25 protein-coding genes and 1 tRNA gene are annotated in these 21,860 nt (G+C 67.0%); 15 read left to right on the top strand and 11 right to left on the bottom strand.

Annotated features, from left to right (window positions below; translation table 11 throughout):
- Positions 1 to 49 precede the first annotated feature (49 nt).
- Positions 50 to 256 (bottom strand): helix-turn-helix domain-containing protein, encoded by a 207-nt coding sequence (locus ACWDPV_RS12020; RefSeq protein WP_449743140.1) that lies wholly within the window; start codon positions 254 to 256, stop codon positions 50 to 52.
- 54 nt (positions 257 to 310) lie between these two features.
- Between ACWDPV_RS12020 and ACWDPV_RS12015 the strand changes: the two genes are divergently transcribed.
- Complete coding sequence (locus ACWDPV_RS12015; protein ID WP_449743139.1) at positions 311 to 847, top strand: hypothetical protein; 537 nt, start codon at positions 311 to 313, stop codon at positions 845 to 847.
- Positions 840 to 2,036 (top strand): tyrosine-type recombinase/integrase, encoded by a 1,197-nt coding sequence (locus ACWDPV_RS12010; RefSeq protein WP_449743138.1) that lies wholly within the window; start codon positions 840 to 842, stop codon positions 2,034 to 2,036. The genes ACWDPV_RS12015 and ACWDPV_RS12010 overlap by 8 nt, the downstream gene beginning before the upstream one ends.
- Positions 2,037 to 2,113: 77 nt before the next feature.
- On the opposite strand, the gene ACWDPV_RS12005 is transcribed toward ACWDPV_RS12010, so the two are convergent.
- The 4 genes from ACWDPV_RS12005 to ACWDPV_RS11990 form a co-directional block, all read right to left on the bottom strand.
- Positions 2,114 to 2,186: transfer RNA gene (locus ACWDPV_RS12005), tRNA-Ala, on the bottom strand.
- 118 nt (positions 2,187 to 2,304) lie between these two features.
- Positions 2,305 to 2,949 carry a DsbA family protein gene (locus ACWDPV_RS12000; RefSeq protein ID WP_348804562.1) on the bottom strand — a complete coding sequence of 215 codons (645 nt, stop codon included), beginning with the start codon at positions 2,947 to 2,949 and terminating at the stop codon, positions 2,305 to 2,307.
- A 174-nt stretch (positions 2,950 to 3,123) separates the two neighbouring features.
- Positions 3,124 to 3,465, bottom strand: coding sequence for a histone-like nucleoid-structuring protein Lsr2 (locus ACWDPV_RS11995; protein WP_348804310.1), 342 nt, complete (start codon positions 3,463 to 3,465; stop codon positions 3,124 to 3,126).
- A gap of 208 nt (positions 3,466 to 3,673) precedes the next feature.
- Positions 3,674 to 4,192, bottom strand: a complete 519-nt coding sequence (locus ACWDPV_RS11990; RefSeq protein ID WP_348804309.1) for a hypothetical protein — start codon at positions 4,190 to 4,192, stop codon at positions 3,674 to 3,676.
- 28 nt (positions 4,193 to 4,220) lie between these two features.
- On the opposite strand from ACWDPV_RS11990, the gene ACWDPV_RS11985 reads away from it, so the two are divergent.
- From ACWDPV_RS11985 to ACWDPV_RS11955, 7 genes are all read left to right on the top strand, one after another.
- A complete protein-coding gene (locus ACWDPV_RS11985; RefSeq protein ID WP_449743137.1) occupies positions 4,221 to 4,427 on the top strand; it encodes a hypothetical protein in 207 nt (68 codons plus the stop codon).
- A gap of 10 nt (positions 4,428 to 4,437) precedes the next feature.
- Complete coding sequence (gene trhO / locus ACWDPV_RS11980; RefSeq protein WP_449743136.1) at positions 4,438 to 5,322, top strand: oxygen-dependent tRNA uridine(34) hydroxylase TrhO; 885 nt, start codon at positions 4,438 to 4,440, stop codon at positions 5,320 to 5,322.
- A complete protein-coding gene (locus ACWDPV_RS11975) occupies positions 5,319 to 6,431 on the top strand; it encodes a CobW family GTP-binding protein (protein WP_449743135.1) in 1,113 nt (370 codons plus the stop codon). Before trhO ends, ACWDPV_RS11975 begins: the two co-directional genes overlap by 4 nt.
- A 194-nt stretch (positions 6,432 to 6,625) precedes the next feature.
- Positions 6,626 to 7,699 carry an N-acetylmuramoyl-L-alanine amidase gene (locus tag ACWDPV_RS11970; RefSeq protein WP_348804305.1) on the top strand — a complete coding sequence of 358 codons (1,074 nt, stop codon included), beginning with the start codon at positions 6,626 to 6,628 and terminating at the stop codon, positions 7,697 to 7,699.
- A gap of 32 nt (positions 7,700 to 7,731) precedes the next feature.
- A complete protein-coding gene (locus tag ACWDPV_RS11965; protein WP_449743134.1) occupies positions 7,732 to 8,667 on the top strand; it encodes an SDR family oxidoreductase in 936 nt (311 codons plus the stop codon).
- Positions 8,668 to 8,673: 6 nt separating this feature from the next.
- Positions 8,674 to 9,447 carry a fructosamine kinase family protein gene (locus ACWDPV_RS11960; RefSeq protein WP_449743133.1) on the top strand — a complete coding sequence of 258 codons (774 nt, stop codon included), beginning with the start codon at positions 8,674 to 8,676 and terminating at the stop codon, positions 9,445 to 9,447.
- Entirely contained in the window at positions 9,447 to 10,001 is a 555-nt protein-coding gene (locus tag ACWDPV_RS11955) for a nucleosidase (protein WP_449743132.1), read from the top strand. Before ACWDPV_RS11960 ends, ACWDPV_RS11955 begins: the two co-directional genes overlap by 1 nt.
- A gap of 54 nt (positions 10,002 to 10,055) precedes the next feature.
- Here the strand turns inward: ACWDPV_RS11955 and ACWDPV_RS11950 are convergent, their stop codons facing one another.
- From ACWDPV_RS11950 to ACWDPV_RS11935, 4 genes are all read right to left on the bottom strand, one after another.
- Positions 10,056 to 10,922 carry a DUF6542 domain-containing protein gene (locus ACWDPV_RS11950; RefSeq protein WP_449743131.1) on the bottom strand — a complete coding sequence of 289 codons (867 nt, stop codon included), beginning with the start codon at positions 10,920 to 10,922 and terminating at the stop codon, positions 10,056 to 10,058.
- 59 nt (positions 10,923 to 10,981) lie between these two features.
- Complete coding sequence (locus ACWDPV_RS11945) at positions 10,982 to 12,157, bottom strand: DNA recombination protein RmuC (RefSeq protein ID WP_449743130.1); 1,176 nt, start codon at positions 12,155 to 12,157, stop codon at positions 10,982 to 10,984.
- An 88-nt stretch (positions 12,158 to 12,245) separates the two neighbouring features.
- Positions 12,246 to 12,800 (bottom strand): methylated-DNA--[protein]-cysteine S-methyltransferase, encoded by a 555-nt coding sequence (locus tag ACWDPV_RS11940; protein WP_449743129.1) that lies wholly within the window; start codon positions 12,798 to 12,800, stop codon positions 12,246 to 12,248.
- The gene (locus ACWDPV_RS11935) at positions 12,797 to 14,392 is read right to left on the bottom strand and encodes an AlkA N-terminal domain-containing protein (protein WP_449743128.1); all 1,596 of its coding nucleotides are present in this window, start codon (positions 14,390 to 14,392) and stop codon (positions 12,797 to 12,799) included. Before ACWDPV_RS11935 ends, ACWDPV_RS11940 begins: the two co-directional genes overlap by 4 nt.
- 130 nt (positions 14,393 to 14,522) lie before the next feature.
- Between ACWDPV_RS11935 and ACWDPV_RS11930 the strand changes: the two genes are divergently transcribed.
- The 6 genes from ACWDPV_RS11930 to ACWDPV_RS11905 all read left to right on the top strand — a co-directional run bounded on the left by ACWDPV_RS11930 (position 14,523) and on the right by ACWDPV_RS11905 (position 19,124).
- On the top strand, positions 14,523 to 14,786 hold the full coding sequence (locus tag ACWDPV_RS11930; RefSeq protein WP_449743127.1) for a hypothetical protein: 264 nt from the start codon (positions 14,523 to 14,525) through the stop codon (positions 14,784 to 14,786).
- A 44-nt stretch (positions 14,787 to 14,830) separates the two neighbouring features.
- Complete coding sequence (locus ACWDPV_RS11925; protein ID WP_449743126.1) at positions 14,831 to 16,054, top strand: AI-2E family transporter; 1,224 nt, start codon at positions 14,831 to 14,833, stop codon at positions 16,052 to 16,054.
- A 49-nt stretch (positions 16,055 to 16,103) separates the two neighbouring features.
- Entirely contained in the window at positions 16,104 to 17,183 is a 1,080-nt protein-coding gene (gene ychF / locus ACWDPV_RS11920; protein ID WP_449743125.1) for a redox-regulated ATPase YchF, read from the top strand.
- On the top strand, positions 17,184 to 17,357 hold the full coding sequence (locus ACWDPV_RS11915; protein WP_449743124.1) for a type II toxin-antitoxin system VapB family antitoxin: 174 nt from the start codon (positions 17,184 to 17,186) through the stop codon (positions 17,355 to 17,357).
- Between the two features lie 281 nt (positions 17,358 to 17,638).
- Positions 17,639 to 18,076, top strand: coding sequence for a VOC family protein (locus ACWDPV_RS11910; protein WP_449743123.1), 438 nt, complete (start codon positions 17,639 to 17,641; stop codon positions 18,074 to 18,076).
- 112 nt (positions 18,077 to 18,188) lie between these two features.
- Positions 18,189 to 19,124: a glycoside hydrolase family 43 protein gene (locus tag ACWDPV_RS11905; protein WP_449743277.1), complete on the top strand. Its 936-nt coding sequence runs from the start codon at positions 18,189 to 18,191 to the stop codon at positions 19,122 to 19,124.
- On the opposite strand, the gene ACWDPV_RS11900 is transcribed toward ACWDPV_RS11905, so the two are convergent.
- A complete protein-coding gene (locus ACWDPV_RS11900; protein WP_449743122.1) occupies positions 19,125 to 20,750 on the bottom strand; it encodes a cation:proton antiporter domain-containing protein in 1,626 nt (541 codons plus the stop codon).
- 131 nt (positions 20,751 to 20,881) lie between these two features.
- Positions 20,882 to 21,850, bottom strand: coding sequence for a pseudouridine synthase (locus ACWDPV_RS11895; protein ID WP_449743121.1), 969 nt, complete (start codon positions 21,848 to 21,850; stop codon positions 20,882 to 20,884).
- Between the last annotated feature and the right edge of the window lie 10 nt (positions 21,851 to 21,860).

Here is a 21,860-nt window from a genome sequence, read left to right as displayed (position 1 = left end):
GTGAGGGCTGGGCGTCGTGGTGGCCGGTCTCGGGTTCCGGCCGTCCGGCTCAGTCCTCCCCGATGAGCTTCAGCAGGTGCTTGGACGGCACGCGGATACGGTTGCCGACCTTGATCGTCGGGAGTTCACCGGAGCGAGCGAGGGCGTAGGCGTAAGCGCGGCTGACCCCCAGTACGTGGGCGGAAGTCTCGACGGAAGCCGTTGGGGCGGAGCGGAGTTGATCGACGAGCGTGCCCGTCTGCTGTATCTGAGTCATGCCATCCAATTTCGTCGAGTAACTAGGGTTTGTCCATCCTGTATTGTCTCAACTATGGCGAAGGTAAATAGCGACTCGGGTCGAGTCGAGAGCGTCCGCGTGACGGGCACGGCTGGCACCGGCGTGGTCCGGCTGCACGGTCGAGACCTCGAATACACGGCCACCTGCGAGACGGGCGCAACCGGTCCCCACGTCGTTGCTCTATCGCTAACGACCGACGGCGGGAGACCCCTGACGGTCGCGGACCTGCGCGCCGTACCGCTGCGGCGGATAGCGGCGGCAGTCGGCAACGTCATACCGCTACCGGGCAGCGGCGTGACCGATCTGGACTGGTCGACGTTCGGTGAACCCGACCGGCCCCCGAAGCGTGCGAGACCACGCGGGCGACCGCCCAAGCTGACAGACGACGATCACCGGAGAGTCGCGGAGCTTGCACGGCAGGCGGTCCGCGACGGAAAGCCGGTGCGGCGGTTCCTGAGTCAGCGACTCGACCTATCCCCGTCGACGGTCGACACACGGCTACGGAAAGCCGAAGAGCACGGGTACCTACAGCCCGGAGAGCTACCGAGAGGAGTCAAGAGCTATGAGTGAGCGCAAGCGTGGAGAACGCGCAGACGACGCGATCCGGCGGCTACCGGACGGCAAGGGTTGGGCAGCACGCCCGACGCTCGGCACCGACCCGACGACGGGCAAACAGGTGCGCGTCTACAAGCGGTTCCCCACCAAGAAGGCGGCGCAGGCGTGGATCATCGACGAGCGCAAGAAGTGGGCCGCGAACACGTGGACGGCCAAGTCAGAACGGACGTTCGGCGAGGTCGCCGACCACTGGCTGAAAGTCCGCGAGGCAGACGACTCGACCCGCGCGAACACGGTGCGCGCCGACCGCGAGAGCCTGGCCTACGCACGCCGCGCGTTCGACGAGACGCCGGTGCAGAAGCTCACGCCCCAAGCTCTCACCGACTGGTCGCTAAACCTGACGACCAAGCCCAAGCGCAAGCGTGACGGCACCGAGACGCCGGGGCGTCCGCTGGCTGCGTCGACCAAGAGGCGAGCGATCGTCACCGTAAAGTCGGTCATGGGCCACGCGGTGCGTATGCGGTGGATCAGCTACGACCCGACCGAACATCTGGAGCCCCCGGCGCAGAAGGTCATCGTGGCAGTCGGCGAGGGCGACATCTGGAGCCCTGCGCAGATGTCCGGGTTCCTCGACCACATCAGCACGCACCGGCTCGGCGGTTGCTTCGCGCTGACGCTCCTCGGGCTGCGACGTGAGGAGGTCGGCGGGCTGCGATGGTCAGACATCGACCTCGACGCCGGAGAGCTGCGGATCAGGCAGGCGCGCGTCGACGTGAACGGCCGCGACGTGATCGGCGACCCGAAGAACGCGAGGAGTACCCGCGATCTGCCGATCCCGGCGCGCGAGCTGACGATGCTGAAAGCGATGCGACGCACCCACCTACGCGAGCGCATGGCGGTCGGTCGACCTCTGGCTGACGACGACCTGCTCATGTCCCGCGAGGACGGCACCGTGCTACCCGTCCGCGCCTACAGCGACCTGTTCAGCGATCAGCGGCAGGCGGCCGGGCTCCCGGCGATCACGTTGCGGAACCTGCGGCACTCGTCGGTGTCGCGGATGCGGGCGGCCGGTGTCCCTGCGGACGTCGTGGCGGCGTGGCACGGGCACTCAGAGCGGATGACGCAGGCGGTCTACGGGCGGGTGTCAGACGAGCGGTTGGCAGCTGCGTCGGCGGCAATCTCGAAAGCCGTAGCCAATAGTTAGCCAACTTCCAGGACGTAGCCAACTGTCTAGGCAAGAAGAAACCCGCTCCGACGCAGGTCAGAGCGGGTTTCTTGCTGTGGAGCTAAGGGGACTCGAACCCCTGACCCCCACACTGCCAGTGTGGTGCGCTACCAGCTGCGCCATAGCCCCGTATCGTGTTGATCTCGCCCCTCGAAATGGGCACTGAGGAAGTTACACCATTGTGTCGGCGGGCAACAAATCGCCTGGTCAGTGAGTTGGTTGGCGACGCCGCGTATTCACCGGAACGTCACTGGGTCTCCTTGGTCAGGATCGTTGCCAACCACTGCGGGCCCTCTGTGATGTCGGGCACCGATTCTCCGTTGAGCAACACCGTCGGAGTGGCGACGGCACCGTCGAGTGCCTTCTGCAACTGCGTCGTCGACTGTTTTGCGGCCGCCTTGGCCTCGACGAGCTTCGCGTTGGCGGAGATGCATTGCTGGGTGGCCGGCGACGCCCCCTGGGTGGCGGCGATCCGGGCGAGATCGGCGTTGGAATGATCGGTGTCGCCGCCCTCTTTGGGCTGGTCGACGAACAGCGCCGTGTGGAATCGGAAGAACAGGGCGGGGTCTTTGGCATCGCCGATACATTGCAGTGCTCCGGCGGCTCGTTCGGAGTAGTCGCCCGACGCCGACTTCGAGTTGAGGAAGGTCAACATGTGGTACCGAACGCGCAGTGTGCCGGCGTTCACGGCGTCGACGATCGCCTGCCCGGACTCCTTCTCGAACTCCTGGCAGACCGGGCACAGGAAATCCTCGAAGACATCGATGGTGGTGGTTGCTGCCGGTTCGCCGACGATCAGTGCGGCGTTCTCGTTGAGAACGGTGTCGCTGACCGGCCCCAGATCCTTCTTGTTCGCGTTGAAGATGATGCCCATCACCACGAGCGCGGCCACCACGACCACGGCGACGCCGAGGAGGACGTAGGTGGCCTTACTCGACGTCGCTTTCGGCTGATGCCGCGTCGATGTATCGGTTTTCCGACGGCGCGAGGCGTCGGCGTTGGCCTTCTTCCGCGAGTCGGTCACGCACTCGACTGTAATGGGTGCGGCGCGGACCCCGTCGTCGGCTCAGTGGGCGGCTTCGAATGCCTCGAGGACATTCGCCGGGATGCGACCCCGGTCACTGATCTCGAAACCGTTAGCCACCGCCCACTTGCGGATGGCCTGGGTCTGCTCCTTGCTGCGGGCGCCGCCGACGATGCGACGCTTGGCGGCCACCGCACGACCGGCATCCGCGGTCCGCGAGACCTCGAGATACTTCGCCACCGCATCACGGAATTGCTGAGCGTGCTTGGTCGAAGTATCGAATTCGTACTCCTTGCCGTCAATCGCCCAGCGCACCGTTTCGTACTTGTCGAGAACCTTGCCGTCGATGTCGTCGACGATCTGGACGGACTGAACCTTTGCCATGTCAAATCTCCTGAGTCTGCGTGGGCAAATCGCTGTGGACAAATCGTGGGGACGCGTCTCGGTGAATGTCAAACCCTCTTCCGGAGACGGCTCCTCTGAGTTACCGCTGCCAGCGTCGATCATAGCCCCCGACTTTAAGACTTGGCTGAATTCGTGGACGTGAGCCTTACTGATTTTCGCTCCGTCGATTCGGTTATGATTCGGCGAATCAACTGGGGGTGGCGGTTGTCGATGGAATGGAATCTGTATCACTGGTTCCGATCAACGCCGCCGGGGCTCGTTCGTTTGCGTATATCTTGCGGTAACCCGTTGTGGTGAGCGCGAATCCGGTATCCGAACTCGATTCCAGGCAGTAAGTTCCATCGGTCTCGACCAAGCATGAGAATCGTCCGATTGCGATAGTCGTTCCGAAGTCGACTATCGCCGAACGGTAGAGCACCGTGGTGTCGTCGGCGCAGGCGCCGCGCTGGGGTCCGGAGGAGTCCAACACGGCGAGATTTGCCTCCCACTGGCACCCGGAGGGGGTCGACGCCGGCGGGTTTCCCTCGGCCGGCTGATCGTTGAGCCGACAGGCGAGTGTTGTGTTGCCGTTGACGCCGGTTGAGCAATTGACCGTGCGGTCGGGGGTGGAGAAATGGAAACCCGATGTCTGTTCCAGTGGCTGCTGCGGCCCGGTGGCCCCATCGTGATATCGAGAATTATCGGCGCGGGGTGCGAGTGAGATCACTCGGCCGATACTCCAATCGGGTAACTCGGTGGCGGTCTCCGCTATGCGGGAGGTCGATGACGACGAGGAACTCGATGTGTCCGATTCGGTTGTCAATTGGTCGGTCGGCGGCAGCACCAACGAGGTGGATTCGGTGTCGTTCGACATCGCACACGCGGTGATCACTGCGCCGGCTCCGACGATGAGCGCGGCACTCGCCGGGAGTGCCAGACGCCGACGTCGTCGAACTCCGTAATCTGACAACTGTGTCGACCCCCAAGATCGTCCTGTTCTATGTGTTCACCCCCTTGCCGGATCCCGAGGCGATTCGACTGTGGCAGCAGACGCTCTGTGAGTCGCTCGGGCTCCACGGCAGGATCATCTTGTCACCTCACGGCATCAACGGCACCGTGGGCGGAAATCTGGCCGAGGTCAAACGTTACGTCAGAGCGACCCGCGGTTACCGGCCATTCGCCGATGCCGACATCAAATGGTCCGAGGGCATCGGTGATGACTTTCCGCGATTGTCCGTGCGCGTGCGCCCGGAGATCGTCACCTTCGGTGCTCCGCAGGAGGTCGCCGTCGATGCGCACGGCGTGATCGACGGGGGAACCCGGCTCAGTCCCACCGAACTCCACGAACTCATCGCCGCCCGGGGCGACGACGTGGTGTTCTTCGACGGCCGCAATCGCATCGAATCGTCCATCGGGCGGTTCGCCAACGCCATCACCCCGGACGTGGAGACCACGCGGGACTTCCTTCCGCTACTCGACAGCGGCGCATTCGACGATCTCAAGGACCGGCCGGTGGTCACCTACTGCACCGGCGGTGTCCGCTGCGAGGTACTCACCGCACTCATGCGCCATCGCGGGTTCGAGGAGGTCTACCAACTCGACGGCGGCATCGTCACCTACGGGGAACAGTTCGGCGACGACGGGCTCTGGGAGGGATCGCTGTACGTCTTCGACAAGCGGATGACCGTCGACTTCACCGAACGCGCCACCGTGATCTCCACCTGCGTCGAATGTGGCAGTCCGACAAGTAATGTGGCCAACCATCCCGACCGGCTGGGACGCGATCTCGCGGTGATCTGTGCTGAATGTTATTCGGCGAGTGCGGAATCGGTGTCCGGCCTCGTCGGGGAGCGATGAGTCGAGCCCCCATCCCGGTCATCGTGGTCGCCGGGTTCCTCGGATCGGGCAAGACGACCCTGCTCAACCATCTCCTGCGCACCGGAGGTGCGGCGTCCGGTACGCGAATCGGTGTGCTGGTCAACGACTTCGGGGCGGTGAACATCGACGCGATGCTCGTCGCCGGGCAGGCGGACGGGGCGGTCAGCCTCACCAACGGCTGCATGTGCTGTTCGGTCGACCGTGACGGTCTGGAAGCGGCGCTGGACTCGCTGTTGCGACCGTCGGCACGTCTGGACGCGATCGTCATCGAGGCGAGCGGGATCGCCGAGCCGAAGGCCCTGATCCGGATGGTCGTCTCCGCCGCCGATCCACGGATGCGCTACGGCGGTCTGATCTACGTCGTCGACGCCGCCATGTTCGAGCGTATCCGGACCGAGCATCCCGAGATCGACGGCCACGTGGGGGTTGCCGATCTGGTGATGGTCAACAAGGCCGATCTGGTCGACGCGGACGCCCTGGCGCACCTGCGCACCGCGCTGGCCGAGCTGAATTCGACCGCGGCGCAGGTGACGGTCACCGATGCCCGGATCGACCCGCAGGTGTTGTTCGATCCGGTGGCGGCCGACGGTGCGGGCACGGCCGGCCCCGGCCGTGGACCGCAACAGTTGACGCTCGACGCGCTGCTCGCCGAATCCGACGACCGTGCCGGTGGCCCCGATCCCGACGACCATCATGCCGACGACCACGTCGGCCATGGCCATCCGCACCCGCACCTGCACGATTCGTTCACCTCGGTCCACTTCGGCACCGACGAGGCGATGGACCCACGAGCTCTGGCGGCCTTTCTGGAGCGGCCACCGGCCGGCTGCTACCGCATCAAGGGAATCGTGTGGTTCGATCTGCCCGGACGCCGGCAGCGGTTCGTCGTGCACGGGGTCGGGGGATTCGTGGAGGTCCGGCGCGAATCGTGGTCGGGTCGTCCACGATCGACGTCGCTGGTGGCGATCGGTGCGGGAATGGACGAGCAGCAGGTGCTCACGGGGCTGCGGGCGGCCGTCGCGACAGCGGCCACCGGCGACGATGAACACGGCATTCTGCACATCACCCGACATCTGCCGACGCGGTGACCGTCGCCGCTCGGTCTCGGCGCAGTCCGCGTCACGTCACAGCTGGCTAACGAATCCGATCGGGTCAGGTCACCGATTTCCCCTTCCGGACCAGGACTGTTTGACTGTGTGACAGCTGTGACTATTGTGGCCACTGTTGCTGGATGGAAGGAGTGTGGTGCGACTGCCGACCGGGCATGCGCACCCGTACCGCAATGACCCAGACACGATTCTCGCGACTGCGGCTGTCGATCGCGGCGGTCACCACCGCCACCCTGGCCGGTTCGGCGCTGCTGACCGCGACAACAGGAACCGCACCCGCCGCGGCGGCCCCGACGGTAGGAGCCCTGACCGGCAAGACGATCTTCCTCGATCCCGGTCACCAGGGCAGCGCCGCCGGACATGACCTCGCCAAGCAGGTCCCCGACGGTCGCGGCGGCACCAAGGACTGCCAGACCACCGGCGCGACGGGAGTCAACGGCACACCGGAGCACACGGTGAACTGGGACATCGCCCAGCTGGTGAAGGCCGGACTGGAAAGTCAGGGCGCCCGCGTGGTGCTCAGCCGCAACGACGACACCGGCTGGGGAGGATGCGTCGACGAGCGGGCCGCGGCGGCGAGCCGCTCGGGTGCGGCCGTCGCGGTGAGCCTGCACGCGGACTCCACGACAACCGGATCGGATGCCACCAAGAAGGGCTTCCACATGATCGTGCCGACGCTGCCGGTGCCGGACGCCACGGTCAACCAGGTCCAGGGCAGTGGCGGACGCACCGCGTCGAACCTGATGCGCGATGCGTTCCTCAAGGCCGGGTTCCCGGCAGCCAACTACGCCGGGGTCGTCAACGGCATCCAGACCCGCTCCGACATCGCGGCGGTCAACCTGACCAAGGTGCCCGCGGTGTTCATCGAGATGGGCAACCTGTCCAACCCGCAGGAAGCCGCAGCGTTGTCCGGGCGTGACGGCCAGCTCAAGTACTCGATGGCCATCACCGACGGCATCCTCAACTACGTCTCGGGTGCTGCGGCCACCTCGGGGTCGAGCGCCCCGACGACAAGCGCTCCCGGCGCGGCGGCGACCACACCGCCGACGACCACGACCACGCCGTCGGGGGATGACTCCGAACTCTCGGCCGTGCTGCCGTTCATCCAGAAACTGCTGGGCACCGAGGATCCGGCCGAGATCGCCCAACTGATGCTCACCGAAGGGCAGGACGCCTCCGCGCAGGTGCTCAACGCGATGCTCGAGGTGATCTACGGGCTGTTCGGCGGAAAGCTCCCGATCGGCTGAGTGATCCGAACCCCCACGATTAGGGTCGAGGCATGGCACTTCGAGATCTCGTCTGGATGGCTCCGCCCGTACCGACCCTGCGCCGGCGCCGGGTCCTGATCACCGGAGCGGCGAGCGGGATCGGTCTGGCCACCGCGCGCGCTGCGGCACGTGAGGGCGCCGAACTGGTTCTCACCGACCTACACGCGGATGCGCTCGACCGTGCCGTCACCGATCTGGTGGGCGACGGCGCGAGTGTGGTGTTCCATGCCGCCGGTGACGTCTCCGACTTCGACTGGGTGTGCGGGTTCGCGCGGGAGGTCGACGCCGAGGTCGGCGTGATGGACGTGGTGATGAACATCGCCGGCGTCTCGGCGTGGGGAACGGTGGAGAATCTGGAGCACCGGCACTGGCGCACGATGGTCGATGTGAACCTGATGGGGCCCATCCACATCATCGAATGCTTTGTGCCGCAGATGGTCCGGCGAGGCCGCGGTGGGCAGCTGGTCAACGTGTCGTCGGCGGCCGGGCTGCTCGCGTTGCCCTGGCATGCCGCCTACAGCGCCTCGAAGTTCGGTATCCGCGGGGTGTCGGAGGTCCTCCGTTTCGACCTGCGGCGTCATCACATCGGGGTGTGCCTGGTCTGTCCCGGCGGCGTGGACACCCCGCTGGTCAACACCGTGGAGATCGCCGGCATTGATCGTGCGGATCCGCGGGTGGCCCGTCAGATCGACAACTTCCACAAGGTCGCCGTCAGTCCGGACAAGGCGGCGTCGTCGATCATCAAGGGCATCAAGAAGAATCGGTTCCTCGTCTACACCTCGTTCGACATCCGGTTCGGGTACTGGTGGGCGCGCAAGTTCGCCCTGCCCTACGAAATCGTCATGCGGATCGCCAACGACCGTTTCGCGCGACTGGCCCGGATCAGCGCTTCCGCCCGGGGCGAGGCGGTCGACTCCGACTCCGGGATCGGCTCCCCGCAAAGCTGATCTCCATTGACCGACAACGTCTTTCGGAAGTCGAGTCGCGGCTCCGATCCCGACTTCTTTGCCGCCGAAGCCGCCGGCCTGCGCTGGCTGGCGGCGGCCGGTGCCCCGGTCGTCGAGGTGATCTCGGTGTCCGGCGACGCCATCGAGCTGCGTCGACTGGCCGCCACACGACCCGACCCGGTCGCGGCCCGCACCTTCGGGGCCGCACTCGCGGCGATACATGATGCGGGTGCGCCGGCATTCGGGTCGCCGCCGCAGGGATACACCGGCCGCCAGTTCATCGGGGAACGACCGCTGAGTTCCCGTACCCACGACCGGTGGGGCGAGTTCTATGCGCGCGAGCGAGTGGAGCCCTACCTCGACACCGCGGTGCGGGCCGGGTACCTCACGCGCGCGGACGAACGACTCACGCGACGCGCCTGCGAGGCGATCGCCGACGGCGCCTTCGACGACGACGAGGCGCCCAGCCGTCTGCACGGCGACCTGTGGAGCGGGAACGTGATGTGGACACCCGACGGGGTGGTGATGATCGATCCCGCCGCCCACGGCGGGCACCGCGAAACCGACCTGGCGATGCTGGCACTGTTCGGGACGCCGCAGCTGTCGGCGATTCTCGACGGCTACCTCGCGGCCCACCCGTTGCGCGCCGGATGGCGTGAGCGGATACCGGTACATCAACTTCATCCGCTCGCCGTCCACGCAGCCGGGCACGGACCGTCCTACGGTGATGAACTGGGGCGGGCGGCGCGGGCGACGCTGGACTTGGCGACAATCATCTGATGCACACCGATTCCACGGTCCTGATCGTGTCCGCCACACGGTCGGAGGCGGCTCACGTTCCCCCGGGCGCCCGTCTGCTCATCACCGGTATCGGGAAGGTGGCCACCTCACTGGCGCTCACCCGTGAACTCGCGACCGGACCCGCGGTCCGCGAGGTCGTCAACATCGGGACCGCCGGCGCGTTGCGCACGCACCACAGTGGGCTGTTCGTGCCGTCGGTGGTCGTCGAACACGACATCAGCAGCGCCGAACTGATCGCGATGGGCTATCCGGTCACCGATCGCTGGGATCTTCCCGAGGGCGACGGCACGGTACTGGCGACCGGCGACACCTTCGTCGCCGACCCGGCGCACCGGGACCGTCTCGCGCAGCAGGCCGACCTCGTCGACATGGAGGGCGCCGCGATCGCCCACGTCTGTGCCGCGTTCGGCGTCGGATGCCGGTTGGTCAAGGTCGTCACCGACACCGCCGACGAAGGGGCGATGGACTGGCCGGCGCTGGTCGACGACGCGGCCGCGCGCCTGGGGGCCTGGCTGACCGACAACGTTCGCTGATCGGCACCGTGCGCTGACCGACACCGGGCGCTGACCGCCACCGTGTCCTGGGGTTCAGGCGCGGTTGCCGCCCTCGCGGCTCGTCCGATAGGGCGCCGCGCCGGCGGCCCGGGGTTCGTATCGATCGAGATCGGCGGCGGCGGATCGGGCACGTCGGCGACCGGGGTCGGCGGATTCGGTTGCCGCGACCGGACGTTCGGTCCCGCGCGGCGGCGTCTCACCGGCGGGGCGACGGGTCGACGGACTCGCCGTGGCGGCAACCGCGGTCGGTTCGTCGGAGCGTCGGCGTCGGGGACGCTCACCTGCGCGCGACGCCCGTGTCGCGCTGCTTTTCTGAGCGCGCACCGTATCCGGGCGTGGCGACTGCTGACCCGCGGCGTCGGCCCGGGCCCGGGTTCGGCGACCGGGCTGGGCCTCGGGCGCCGGCGATCCGGACGCACGACGCCGGGTGGGTGTGCGCTTCGCCGTGGTCGGGGTCGGTGTGGAGGCGGGACGCGTCAGGTACCACCGCAGCAGCACCAGGATCAACGTCACCACGAAGGTGATGGCCATCCAGGGGAAGTTCGCGGCGATCGGTAGCAGCACCTTGAGCACCAGCGACCGCAGACCCGACGAATCGTCGGCGTTGAGTCCGTAGAGCGCGAGCATGCCGACGACGAAGGCGATCAGCGGAGGCTGAGCCGCTGCGGTGAACAGCGCGCGGCGACGCACCGCCAGCGCAGCGAGGCAGCAACCGACGAGCAGACAGAAGTTGAAGGTCGCACCCAGGCTGTCATTGTTCTTCGCGTCGATGACGGCACCGATCGCGGTCAGGATCGTCGCAATGAGGACGGCGCCCCACCAGGGCACACCACGGACGGTCGGCAGCACCGACTGCTGATCCAGTGGTACCGCGGAGGAGCTTCGTTGCGGAAAGGGCACCCCTAGACGGTACCGGTTGTGGGCTGCTTTCCCGGCAACCGACGTGTCGTGGTGATCCGTCAGGTATCGATGCCGACGCCGTGTGTCCGACTCGCGGTGCGGATGGGATCGTCGACATGACGTGGTGCCGTCGGCTCGGGCAGGTCGCCGAGCGCCTCGAGGGAGGCGAGTCGGCGGGCCGTCACACCCACGCGCGAATCCAGTGCCCCCACGGTCGAGTTGTACGCCTCGACGGCTCGACGAAGGCCCACGCCCACCCGATCGAGGTGGCCGAGGACGGTCTCGAGTCGGTGATGCAGTTCGACGCCGAGCTCGTGGATCACCGCCGCGTCGCGGGCCATCGCGTCGTGACGCCACCCGAGGGCGACGGTTCGCAACAACGACACCAGGCTCGACGGGGTGGTCAGGACCACATTCTTGGTGATGCCGAATTCGATGAGTGTCGGGTCGGCGCGGGCCGCCCACTCGAGCACGCCGTCGGCGGGCACGAACAGCACGACGAGTTCCGGTGACTGGTCGAAGGCCGACCAGTACGCCTTCGACGACAACGCCGAGATGTGCGACCGAACCGCCCGCGCATGATCGGACAGCAGATCCCGACGCATCTCGGGATCATCGCAGTCGGCGGCCTGTAGGTAGGCCTGCAGCGGCACCTTCGCGTCGACGACGATGTCGCGGCCCCCGGCGAGGTGGACGACCATGTCCGGGCGCAGATCCCCGGTCAGCGTCGATCGCACCGAAACCTGCGTGTCGAAATCACAGTGCCGGGTCATGCCGGCAAGTTCCACCACCCGCTCGAGCGCCACCTCGCCCCACCGGCCGCGCAGGTGCGGGGTGTGCAGCGCGGTGGCCAGCGCCTGGGTCTGATCACCGAGACGCATCGACGCCACATGCATCCCACGCACCTGCTCGCTGAGTCCCGCGTAGGCGCTGGTCCGGTCGCGCTCGACGCGACGGAGCTCGTCTCCCATCTGCCCGACCAGCGAATGCAGTGGTTCGACGATGTGGGTCAGTTGCGCGCCGATCGCGGCCGACTGCCGCCGCGCGGCGTCCTCGGAGGCCGCGGCCAGGGACTGGCCGACGAGATCCTGCGACGACCGCAACGCCTTGGCCTCGGCGCGCGCCGCGGCGACGGCACCGGCGGATCGTCCGGTGCATGCGAGCCAACCGAGCACCACGCCGAGTGCGACGCCGACGGCGAGTCCGATGACGAGAGCGACGAGGGTGGATGTCATGGCCACGATCCTGTCGGATGCCACCGACAGAAATCGCCGACTGAAATCGCCGACTGAATCGCCGACCACGAGCAGCACCTCGTCGACGTCAGTTCGTGGGCGTGGTGGCCTCGCGGTCGATCAGCCGCTGCTTGAGCTCCACCCCGTAGCGGAAACCGCCGAGTTTGCCGTCACGGCGCAGCACTCGATGACAGGGGACGAACAACGCCGCCGCGTTGCGGGCGCACGACGTGGCCGCGGCGCGTATCGCGGCCGGTTCGCCGGCGAGCCCGGCCAGATCGGAGTAGGTGACCGGGGCGCCGGCACGCACGGTGCGCAGGGCGGTCCAGGACTTCTCGAGGAACGGTCCACCATGCTGGAACACCGGGACCGACTGCGGTGCGTCGTGCTCACCCGCGTAGTACGCGTCGACGACCTCACCGATCGCCGACAGGCCGGCGGACCGGCCGATGTCGGCCGGCCGAAGGTCACGATGGACAAGTTGGAGGAGGTATTCGGGTTCCGACGTCCAGCCGGACGCCAGAACAGTGCCGGAATCGTTCACGACGACGGTGAACGGTCCGTCGGGGGTGGACACCGTCGTCCAGCCGGCCGTGGGCGCCGCGTCGGTGGTGTCGGAGCTGTCGGGTGCGGTGATCGTCATCGGGGATGTCCTGTCATTTCGGGGAATATGGTGGAGAGCAGCGGGGGCGGTGGCGTCGACACGCTCGGTGACGGTGTGTCGGGTGCGGGTGATCGGGGCAGCAGGCGATGGCGCCACAGATGCATGGACGCATACGACCGCCAGGGCGCCCACCGGACGTGATCGTCGAGGTCGAGACCGAGATCGTCGGCGGCGTGCCGGATCACGAGGTCGTGGCGGAGCAGGATGTCGGGGTTGCCGGTGACCTGCATGGTGACGTAGTCGGCGGTCCACGGACCGACACCGGGAAGCTCGAGGAGGTGCGCACGTAGATCTGACGCAGCGGCCCCCGCATTCGGTTCCACCCAATTTTCGGCAATCGCCCGCGCGGCGTGGACGACCGCGTCGATCCGACGGCCCGGACCGCGCAGCACCTCGGTGCCGTGTTCGGCGATGGCGGTGGGCGTGGGGAACTGCCGCCACGAACCGTCCGCCCATCCGGTGGGCTCGCCGAGCGCCTCGACCAGGCGGGTGATGTGCGCACGCGCCGCCTTCACACTGATCTGCTGGCCGATCATGGTGCGGATGAGGGTCTGTGCGCCGTCGTCGGTTCCGGGAACCCGAATGCCGGGTGCGGCGGCCACCAGCGGCGCCATGGCCGGATCGTCGGCGAGGACGTCGGTGGCGGCCACGATGTCGGCGTCGAGATCGAACATCCGCCGCACCCGGTTGACGGCGACGCCGAGATCGCGCAGGTCCAGATGATCGAGGACGACGCGCAGAAACCCTGTCGCAGGCCGTATCTCGGCGAGTGCGGGCCCATGGGGCAGGGTCAGCACCCGGCGATGGGTCCAGCCGCCGTCGGCGTCGACGTCGAGATGCTCGAGTCCGTCGACGGCGTGTGCCCCCAGATACCACCGGAACCAGGCGGGATCGAAGGGCTCCCGGAAAGCCAGCCGCAGTGACACCCCCGACGCCGACACCCCCGACGCCGACACCCCTGACGCCGACACCCCCGACGCCGACCCGGTGCCCGACTGCCCCGGACGCAGACTGCGCAGTGCCCGCGGCGTCGACGCGAACACCTCGCGGATGGTGTCGTTGAACTGACGCACGCTGCTGAACCCGGCGGCGAAGGCGACGTCGGCCATGGGCAGGTCGGTGCACTGGATGAGGACCCGGGCATTGGCCGCGCGGTGCGCGCGTGCCAGGGCGAGTGGACCCGCACCCAACTCGGTCGTGAGTACCCGGGTGACATGGCGTGGTGAATAGCCCAGTCGGGCGGCCAGGCCGTCGACCCCCTCGCGTTCGATGATGCCGTCGCCGATCAGTCGCATCGCGCGTGCCGACAGATCCTCGCCGAGATTCCATCGGGGTGATCCGGGTACCGCATCGGGCAGGCAGCGTCGGCAGGCACGGAAACCGCGGGCCACCGCGCTCGCCGCGGTCACCACGAAGTCCACGTTGTGTGCCCGGGGGGTTTGCGCCGGGCACGATGGCCGGCAGTAGATCCCGGTGGTGCGGACGGTGACGAAGAACTGGCCGTCGAAGCGCGCATCGCGTGCGCACAGTGCGCGGTAGCAGCTGTCGAAATCCAGGTCGGTCGTCGTCACCCCTCCACTCTGGCATTCCCGAACCGGAGAAATCTGGCGGGAATCGGACACGGCCGCACGACAGCTCTCCGTGCTCAATCAGTTCACCGATTCGGGTGACGTAGATCATATTTCATGTCACGATGTGCGCATGGGCACGTACTCTCGCGGCGTCCGACAGGTTCGGGGCGCACACATGGACCTGCACGACTTCCCCGAGTGGGCACTGGACATCATGCGCGGCCTGTACGGCCCGGATACCGTCGCCGCGGAATGTGAACGCGGGCGCGCGCGGACCCGGCCCGAGCCGCCGCCGGTGGACCGGGCCGAACCCGCCATCACCGCCCTGGAGGCCGAACTCCTGGCGTTCGACGCGCTCGGCGCGTTTTTCATGCGGCTCGTTCGTCGTCGCTGAGACACCCGCGTGCCCGCGTGTGCCGGGTATGTGAGGATCGACGCGTGACCGCAACTGGCGACGCGACCCCGGACGGACCGCCCGAGAACCCGACCCCACCCACGCGGCTGCGGGTGCTGCTCAACGGACTGCGGTCATCCGCCGTCGTCGGAGCGCAATTCGTCATCGTCGTCGCCGCCTTCGCCGTGCTGATGTGGGTGGTCGGCCGCGCCTGGGTGGTTTTGTTGCCGGTCCTGCTCGCGATCATCGTCTGTACGTTGCTGTGGCCGCCGGTGCGATGGATGCGTGACCGCCACGTCCCGGCGGCCGCGGCCTCATTGGTGATGATGCTGGTGGGGATCGGTGTGCTCGCGGGGGTCATCGCGGTGATCGTGCCGTCGATCGTCGATCAGTCGCCGCAGCTTGCCGACGGCGCCGTGAAGGGGGTCCACGAACTGCAGGAGTGGGTGCAGGGGCCGCCGTTCAATGTGCGCGACGAGCAACTCAACGACGCAGTGGCCGCGATCACCAGCAAGGTGAAGTCGAGTGCGAGCACCATCGCGGCCGGTGTGTTCACCGGTGTGGGCACCGCGACGTCGATGCTGGTGACCGTGTTCACCACGATCGTGCTGGTGTTCTTCTTCCTCAAGGACGGCCCGAAGTTCGTGCCGTGGCTTCGTCGGACGGTCGGCCACCCGGCCGGTGCGCACATCGGGGAAGTGTTGCAGCGCATGTGGAATGCGCTCGGAGGTTTCATCCGGACCCAGGCGATCGTCAGCTTCGTCGACGCCTCCCTGATCGGTATCGGCCTGCTCGTCCTGCAGGTGCCGCTGGCCGGTGTGCTGATCGTGATCACCTTCCTCGGCGGGTTCATCCCGATCGTCGGTGCGTTCGTCGCCGGGGCCCTCGCGGTGCTCATCGCGCTGGTCTCCAATGGATTCACCACCGCGCTGATCGTGCTCGCGATCATCATCGCCGTGCAGCAACTCGAGGGAAATGTCCTGCAACCATGGCTGCAGGCGAAGTCGATGGATCTGCATGCGGTGATCGTGCTGCTCGCGGTCACGCTCGGCGGCAGCCTGTTCGGCATCACCGGCGCGTTCCTCGCGGTGCCGGCCGCGGCGACGATCGCGGTGATCCTGCGTTACCTCAACGAGCAGATCGCCCTGCGTGCCGGGGAGGCCCTGCCGCCGTCGGGGGAGCCGGGCGACGGGGATGACGACGGCGGCGGCGGCGATGACGCCGATCCCGTCGATGACCCGGAACCGTCCGGCGCGGCGGCCACCTGAGGTGAGGGCGCGGCCTACCGCCGGCCCGCGGCGGATAGACTGATCGCCCGTGAGTCTTACCCTCGGTATCGTCGGATTGCCCAACGTCGGCAAGTCCACCCTGTTCAACGCGCTGACCCGCAACGACGTGCTGGCCGCGAACTACCCGTTCGCGACCATCGAGCCCAACATCGGTGTGGTCGAGCTGCCCGACGCCCGGCTGGGCCGGCTCGCCGAGATCTTCGGCAGCGAGCGCATCTTGCCCGCGACGGTGTCCTTCGTCGACATCGCCGGCATCGTGAAGGGTGCCTCCGAGGGGGAGGGGATGGGCAACCAGTTCCTGGCCAACATCCGCGAGGCAGACGCGATCTGTCAGGTGGTGCGCGTGTTCGCCGACGACGACGTGGTGCACGTCGACGGTCGCGTCGATCCGCTCGCCGACATCGAGGTCATCGAGACCGAGTTGATCCTCGCCGACATGCAGACCCTGGAGAAGGCGATCCCGCGGCTGGAGAAGGAGTCGCGCAAGAACAAGGACCTCGCCGAGACCCTCGCCGCCGCCAATCAGGCGCAGGAACTCCTCGACAGCGGCAAAACCCTGTTCTCGCAGAAGGGTTCGTTTGACCTCGGGTCGGTGCGCGAACTGCACCTGATGACGGCCAAGCCTTTCCTTTACGTCTTCAACGCCGACGAGTCGGTCCTCACCGACGACGCGAAGAAGGCGCAGCTGCGCGAGACTGTGGCGCCGGCGGATGCGGTGTTCCTCGACGCCAAGGTGGAAAGCGAACTCCTCGAACTCGACGAGGAGGACGCGCAGGAACTGCTCGACTCGATCGGGCAGGACGAGCCCGGACTGCGGTCGCTCGCCCGCGCCGGTTTCCACACCCTCGGACTGCAGACCTACCTCACCGCCGGTCCAAAAGAGTCCCGCGCGTGGACAATTCACCAGGGTGACACCGCCCCCAAGGCGGCCGGCGTCATCCACACCGACTTCGAAAAGGGCTTCATCAAGGCCGAGATCGTCTCCTTCGACGACCTCGATGCCGCGGGCTCGATGGCCGCGGCCAAGGCCGCGGGCAAGGTGCGCATGGAGGGCAAGGACTACGTCATGGCCGATGGTGACGTGGTGGAGTTCCGGTTCAACGTGTAGTTGAGTGTCGAGCGTGCCCGAGCCCTCGCGGGTGAGCGCTCGAACCGGGCCGTGATCGACCTCGCGTTGCGCAGGCTCATCGCCTCGAAGCAGCAGGCTGCGATGATCGAGGGCATCGCTGGACTGACCGACCTTGAAAGCGAACTCGGCACGTCCAGTGGCCTCACCGAGTGACACAGATTCTGCGTGACCGATTTCCCGTTCTCACTCATGTGGAGTTGCTGCACCTGGTCGAGGCTCGGCAACTGACGCCGTCGGTGGTCACGCGAAATGCGCGGGTGGGAACCACCTATCAGGCGAGGGGTGCTCGGATTGAGGAGATCGCAGACCGGTGAATCTGCGGGATCCGGCGCGCCGGTTCTGGCCGTTGGTCACGCGGCGCAAACCCGAAAGAACTGAGCCGACGACTGCCGAAGGCAGGGGAAGGAATCTTGCTCCGCAGTAGGGTGTCGCCCATGGCCATCACACTCGAGAACGTCGGTATCGCAGTGGAAGATCTCGACGCCGCGATCGCCTTCTTCACCGACCTCGGCCTCACCGTCGTCGGGCGGGACACCGTCAGCTGCGAGTGGGCCGACACCGCCGTGGGACTCGACGGCAATCACGCCAAGATCGCGATGCTGCAGACCCCGGACGGGCACGGCCGCATCGAGCTCTTCGAATACATCCACCCCGAGGCGATCGCCACGTCACCCACCCTTCCCCACGAGATCGGCATGCACCGCGTCGCCTTCTCCGTCGACGACATCGATGCGGCCCTCGAGGTGGCGGCCGGGCACGGGTGCCATCCACTGCGTGGCGTCGCCACCTACAACGACGTCTACAAGCTCACCTACTTGCGCGGCCCGAGCGGCATTCTCGTCATGCTCGCCCAGGATCTGACCAAGGGCTGACATCTCGGGCCGGCGCCGTCGCGCATAACGATGTGGTGCGTCCGAGGCCGAAGTGATGCGCGGTGGGCCGGTCCTCACCGATACTGCTCCGGTGAGGTTTCCCGCTCGAACCATGCTGTCCATCGCGTCGGTGGCGTTGCTGACCGTCGCCGCGCTGCTGATCGCGGTGCCCGGAGTCGGTGCGGCGGCACCGCCAGCCGGGTGGCGCTACACGATGGTGGCGTTCAGCAACGCCAGCGACCGCGCCATGGACGTCTACGAATCGTCGGACGGCACCACGTATCACGTACTCAAGAAGGACGCGTTCACCCCTCCGGCCGGCAGCGTGCGCGATCCGAGCATCTTCCGCCATTCCGACGGGTGGTACTACGTCACCTACACGACGGCCGACGGGGCGAACATCGGGTTCGCGCGCAGCAAAGACCGCATCAACTGGACATTCCTGCAGAACCACCCGGTCCCGCTGTGCTGCTTTCTGCTTCCCGGAACGGGAGATGGCACGGGGTCGCTCGGGTCGGCGGGGTCGGTCGACATCCCGTCGCTCTCGCCGTTCACCACCAAGGCGTGGGCGCCCGACTGGTTCGTCGACGGTGGGCGGGTCCACGTCATCCTGTCGATGTCGACCGGCGGTGGCTTCGTGCCCTACCTGATGACCGCCAACGACTCGTCGTTGCGATCGTGGAGTGCGCCCGTCCCGATCCTCGGCATCGGCGCCGACCACATCGACACCACCATCGTCAAGGTGGGATCGACCTATCACGCATTCACCAAGAACGAGACGCACAAATTCGTCCAACACGCCGTGTCGTCGTCGCTGATCGGTCCGTATTCCTTTGTGACGCCCGGCAATTGGGGAACCTTCGTGGAAGGCCCCGAGGTTGTCCAGTTGCCGAACGGAACCTGGCGCATCTACCTGGACTCCTACAAGGCCGGGAAGTATCTCTACTCCGACAGCGGCGACGGGATGCGGACCTGGACCGCCCCGTCGGTACTGCCGGAGGTGTCGGGCATCGTGCGACATGCCGGGGTGATGCGAGAACCGGCGTGATCACCGGTCGGTGTCGGGTGCGGGGTCGGGTGGAGGCGGGGCAGGTGGCGGCTCCGTGGCACTGCGACCCACCTGATCCGCCAGTTCCAGGCCGGCACCCGAGTACACGTTGAACGCGATGTCGACGCCGTGATCCTTGGCCCATTGCACTTCGTCCTCGTATCGAGCAGCCGACGCGATGCGACCACTGAAACCGGACTTTCGCAGGCACTCGAGTGCGACCACATTGGCGCTGTGACTGGGCATGGCCAGCACCGCGTACCGGACCGAGTCCGAATGACGTAGCCGGATCCAGAAGTCCAGGTCGGTGCCGTCGGCCTCGATGACCCGGATTCGGCGATCGGAGAGTCGCTGAATCCGGCTGCCGTCGTAATCGACGCCGACCACGCGTAAGCGGTGCTGTTCGGTCAGGCGCTGGTAGGCGGCAAATCCGACGCGACCCATGCCGATGACGACGACCTCGGCGTCGCCGGCGTCGCCGGGCCGTTCCTCTGGCTGCAGAGTGTGTTCGTCCTGGTCGGGCAGACGCGCCACGATCTTCTCCGCCAGCGCATTCGCGCGCCCGTTGACCAGCGCGGAGATGACGAAGCTCAACGCGACGGCGATGGACAACTCGACCAGCCAGGCCTGGGTCAGCAGTCCGGCACTCACCCCGACGGACACCACGATCAGGCCGAACTCCGAATAGTTCATCAACCCCAGCCCGGCCAGAATCGCGGTGCGATACCTCAGCTTCAGCACGGCCAGCAGTGCGGTGTATCCGATCGCCTTCATGGGCAGCAGCAGCATCATCAGCAACGCGACACCGATGGTGGGTGCATCGGGGAGACCGGTCAGGCCGATCGACACGAAGAACGCCACCAGCAGCAGTTCCTTGATGTGGAACAGCGACCGGGACAGTTCGGTGGCGGCCGGGTGCGAGGCGAGCAGGACACCGACGATGAGCGCCCCGAGATCGCCCTTGAGCCCAACCGAGGAAAACCACACGTAGCCGGGCACCAAAGCCATGACGATCCCGAACAGTGACTGCATCTCACCGTGGCCCAGGCCGCCCCAGATCCGACGGGCGAGCAGGGTGACCGGCCACAGAGCCACCAGCGTCAGTGCCCACGGGCTGGGCGCGTGACCGCTGGTGGCCGTCAGGAAGATGACGGCGATGAGGTCCTGCATCACGAGGATGCCGATGCAGACACGCCCGTACAGCGAGTGCGATTCGCCGCGTTCGTCGAGGATCTTGACGACGAACACCGTGCTGGAGAACGACAACGCAAAACTCAACAGTGCGATGGTCGTCAGGCTCGCGCCGGAGAGCATCGTCACGCCGACGACCGCGGCCAGCCACAGGAACGCACCCCCGATGACGACGCTGACCAGCATGTGGATCGAGGTGGTCAGCCACACCTCCCGGCGCAACAGGATGCGCACGTTGAGCTTGAGACCGATGGCGAACAGGAGCAGGGTGACGCCGAGATCGGCGAGGGTGTCCAATCCCGAGAGATGTTCGACGTGCACCGCGTTGAGTACGAATCCGGCGGCCAGGAAACCGACGAGCGGCGGCAGGCGGATCGCGAGGGCGAGGCCGCCCAGTCCGAAGGTGACGACCAGATAGATGGCGACGACGCTCACACGTCCCCCTTTCTCACTCGGTGGGTGACGATCACGACCGACGTCGACCGGCGGTCACGACCGCCCGCGGTGCGCTGCTGACGGACTCTCAGTATCGACGATTCGTCACCTGGCATGAACGACCCATCGGCTCAGCCGTGTCGCACGGGCACCTCGCTCAGCGTCCGGCGGGTGACGAACCGGCGTCGTCGTCCGGTCAGTGGATCGGTGAAACCCAGTTCGCGGGCCAGTAATTGGAGGGGCAGCCGATGATCGTCGGGCTCCTCGGGTTGCAGGTCGGGATACCAGCGGTCGCCGAGGATGCCCAGATCGAGAGCGGCGAGGTGGACGCGCAACTGATGCATGCGTCCGGTGTGGGGCCGCAGCCTCGTGTGTACGACGGTCCGTCCCGAGGCGCTGGTACCGGTACCGTGCACCTCGATCAGCGTCTCCGCGTTGGGTTCTCGTGTGTCGTCGACGATCACCCGCAGTTCCCCACGGCGCGAACAGATGTGGTTGCGGTACGCGAACGGAGTGGCGTATCGCGCCGGGATCTGCGCGTCGGCATCCCAGGCGGCCGGCCGCCCCGAGACCGCCTCGTAGACCTTGGTGACTTCCCTCTTCTCAAACAGCGACTGGTAGGCGCCGCGCGACGCCGGCCGGGCCGAGAACATCACCAGCCCGGCCGTCGCACGATCGAGCCGATGGATGGGCGTCACGTCGGGGTTGTCGAGGCGGGTGCGCAGTCGGACGAGGGCCGACTCCCGAAGGAAGCGGCCGCCCGGTGTGGTCGGCAGGAAGTGTGGTTTGTCGATGACGACGAGGTCGTCGTCGACATACAGGATCTCCTCGTGAAATGGCACCGGCTCCTCGGCCGGAAGTTGTCGGTAGTACCAGAGGAATTCGATTGTGCCCAGCGGGGTCTCGCGTGTGATCGGCGTTCCGTCGTCGTCGACGATCTCGCCGGCGTCGAATCGTCGGCGAAGGTCGTCGGGGTCGAGGTGGTCGAACCGCTCGACGACGAAGTCGGCGACCGTCGACCACGGTCCCGACGTCGGGACGCGCAGGCGCGTGGGACCGACACCGTCGCGGACCGGCAGGGGAGCAGACAGGGCCACCATGGGGAGGCTA

Source organism: Gordonia sp. NPDC003504, assembly GCF_053587995.1.
The sequence above is the reverse complement of the archived record's forward strand: the minus strand, read 5'-3'. Positions and strand labels throughout refer to the sequence as shown.